Origin of the sequence: Kitasatospora sp. NPDC059571, assembly GCF_042735675.1 — a bacterium.
Lineage (GTDB): Bacteria > Actinomycetota > Actinomycetes > Streptomycetales > Streptomycetaceae > Kitasatospora.
This window is the reverse complement of record NZ_JBHWBW010000707.1, coordinates 1-2685: the sequence shown is the minus strand read 5'-3', so window position 1 is coordinate 2685 and position 2685 is coordinate 1. Positions and strand designations below refer to the sequence as shown.

Annotated in this window: 4 protein-coding genes; 3 read left to right on the top strand and 1 reads right to left on the bottom strand. The window is 74.3% G+C overall.

Annotated features, from left to right (window positions below; genetic code table 11):
* Positions 1-126 precede the first annotated feature (126 nt).
* Positions 127-576 (bottom strand): DUF3093 domain-containing protein, encoded by a 450-nt coding sequence (locus ACFV0G_RS38100; RefSeq protein WP_380558053.1) that lies wholly within the window; start codon positions 574-576, stop codon positions 127-129.
* Between the two features lie 209 nt (positions 577-785).
* Here ACFV0G_RS38100 and ACFV0G_RS38095 point away from each other — a divergent pair, with 209 nt between their 5' ends.
* From ACFV0G_RS38095 to ACFV0G_RS38085, 3 genes are all read left to right on the top strand, one after another.
* Positions 786-1325: a PaaI family thioesterase gene (locus ACFV0G_RS38095; RefSeq protein WP_380558056.1), complete on the top strand. Its 540-nt coding sequence runs from the start codon at positions 786-788 to the stop codon at positions 1323-1325.
* On the top strand, positions 1322-1789 hold the full coding sequence (gene dut, locus ACFV0G_RS38090) for a dUTP diphosphatase (protein ID WP_380558051.1): 468 nt from the start codon (positions 1322-1324) through the stop codon (positions 1787-1789). Before ACFV0G_RS38095 ends, dut begins: the two co-directional genes overlap by 4 nt.
* 80 nt (positions 1790-1869) lie before the next feature.
* Positions 1870-2658, top strand: a complete 789-nt coding sequence (locus ACFV0G_RS38085) for a DUF3710 domain-containing protein (protein ID WP_380558048.1) — start codon at positions 1870-1872, stop codon at positions 2656-2658.
* Positions 2659-2685: the final 27 nt, after the last annotated feature.

Genomic DNA, 2685 nt, shown 5'->3' with positions numbered 1-2685 from the left:
GCCCGCCCCCCGCCCCCCCCCCCCCCCACCCGCCGCCCGCCGCCTGGGGCCCTCGCTGCCCCCCCGCCGGCCGGTGCCTCAACGCCCGCCCCCCGCGGGCCCCCCCCGCGGCCCCCCCGGGAGGGGTCAGCGCTGGGCGCCCCGGCGGGCCGTCCGCAGGGCGTCCGCCAGCTTCTGCGGCGAGCGGGTCGACAGGTACAGGTAGGGCGTCGGGTCGTCCGGGTCGGTGACCTCCACCCGCAGGGCGGTCGGCACGTAGCTGCGCAGCAGCATGAACGCCCGCGGGTCGGCCTTCACCGAGCGCCAGGCCACCGCCTCGGCGGGGTTCAGCACCTCGGCGCTGCCCAGCGCGTCCACCGGGATCCTGGCCTGGCCGGCCACCAGCGAGCCCTGCACCACCCGGATCCGGGCCGAGCCGTAGCTGCTGAGCGCGGCGGCCATCCCGGCCGCGCCGACCACCAGCGCGACCAGCGCGCCGACCGCGCTGAAGCGCAGCATGACGAGGGCGAGCGACAGCCCGCCGACGATCGTGAGCAGCCACCAGGACCGCGGGACGGTGAGGCGTTCGTCGTACATGCCCCCATTGTGGGCGTCCGGGCCGGGCCGTCCGCCCCTGCCCCACCGCCCCGGCCCCTCCGCAGCAGTTACTACCGACCGGTAGGGTCGCCGCTGTGACCGGATCCATCGCCCCCGCGCAGCCTTCCCCGAGCGCCGACACGCCCGTCTCCGGCGCTGCCGGGCCCGCCGCCGCCCCGTCGCCCACCACGCCGCCCGCCGACGCCGTGATGCCCGCCAGGGCTCCCCAGGCACCGGCTCCCGGCACCTCGCTGGGCTCGCACTACGACCAGTGCTTCGGCTGCGGCCCGCACCACCCGCACGGCCTGCAGCTCGATGCGGTCGCCGGCGAGGGCCTGACCGTCGACGCGGAGTTCACCGTCCGCCCGCACCACCAGGGCGGGCCCGGGCTGGCGCACGGCGGGATCCTCACCGCGGCCATGGACGAGACCCTCGGCACGCTCAACTGGCTGCTGCACGCGCCGGCGGTCACCGGCCGGCTGGAGACGGACTTCGTCCGCCCGGTGCCGGTGGACACGGTGCTGCACATCCGTGCGCGGGTCACCGGCATGCACGGCCGCAAGATCTACAGCGCGGCCGAGGGACGCATCGGCGGACCCGACGGTCCGGTCGCCATCCGGGCACAGGCGCTCTTCATCCAGGTGAAGCTGGAACACTTCACCACGCACGGTCGTCCGGAGGACATCAAGAAGGCCATGGACGACCGCGACCTTTTCGAGCGAGCCCGAGCCTTCGAGGTGAACCCGTGAGCAGTACCGCACGCCCGCCGCTGGACGTCCTGATCAGGCGCATCGACCCGGAGCTCCCGCTGCCGGCGTACGAGCACCCGGGCGATGCCGGGGCGGACCTGAGGACCACCGTCGACGCCGAGCTGAAGCCCGGCGAGCGGGCCGTCCTGCCGACCGGTGTAGCCATTGCGCTGCCGGACGGTTACGCGGCGTTCGTGCACCCGCGATCCGGGCTGGCAGCTCGTTGCGGAGTTGCCCTCGTGAACGCCCCGGGGACGGTCGATGCCGGGTACCGTGGTGAGATCAAGGTGATCGTCGTCAATCTGGACCCGCATGAGGGCGTCAGCTTCCGCCGAGGGGACCGCATCGCCCAGCTGGTGATCCAGCAGGTGGAGAAGGCGGCCTTCCACGAGGTGGCCGAACTGCCCGGGTCGGTGCGAGCCGAGGGCGGGTTCGGGTCGACCGGCGGCCACGCCGCGGTCTAGCATGCCCGCGGTCTCGCAGTAGCCGAGCAGGTATTCGCTTCGGTCCCGGAGTAGGTCCCGGACCGGGAAGGACAGTGACCGTGTTCCGTCGTCGCCAGAAGAGCGAGGACGCTGTCGAGCAGCTCGCCGAGGACGCCATCAGCGCCGACGAGACGGCCGATGACGTCGAAGGTTCCGCCGAGAGCGAGAACGACACCGAACTGGACCCGGCGGACCGGGTCGGCCTGCCGCCGGCCCCCCGTCCGGACGGTCCCTGGGACGTCTCCGAACTGGAGAACCCCGAGGAGGGCCGGGTGGACCTCGGTGGCCTCCTGGTGCCGGGTGTCGAGGGAATGGAGCTGCGCGTCGAGGTGGCCGGTGACGCGATCGTCGCCGCCACGCTGGTCCTCGGGAACAGCGCGATCCAGCTCCAGGCCTTCGCGGCCCCCAAGTCCGAGGGCATCTGGCCCGAGGTCCGCGACGAGATCGCGACCGGCATCACCCAGCAGGGCGGTCTGGTGGAGGAGGAGGAGGGCACGCTGGGCTGGCACCTGCGCGCCCAGGTCCCCGTCCAGCTGCCCGACGGCACCCAGGGCGCCCAGCTGGTGCGCTTCGTCGGGTGCGACGGCCCGCGCTGGTTCCTGCGCGGCGTGATCTCCGGCCAGGCCGCGGTGCAGCCCGAGATGGCCGGCATTCTCGAGCAGGTCTTCCAGCAGACCGTCGTCGTCCGGGGTGAGGCGCCGATGGCGCCGCGCGACCCGATCGTGCTCAAGCTCCCCGAGGACGCCCAGATGGTCGCCGACGGCGCGGCCGCGGAGGCCGACCCCCGCTTCGGCGGGGCGGCGCTCGACCCCTTCGCTCGCGGCCCGGAGATCACCGAGGTCCGCTGATCCAGCCAGTCGCCTCCGCCCGGCCCC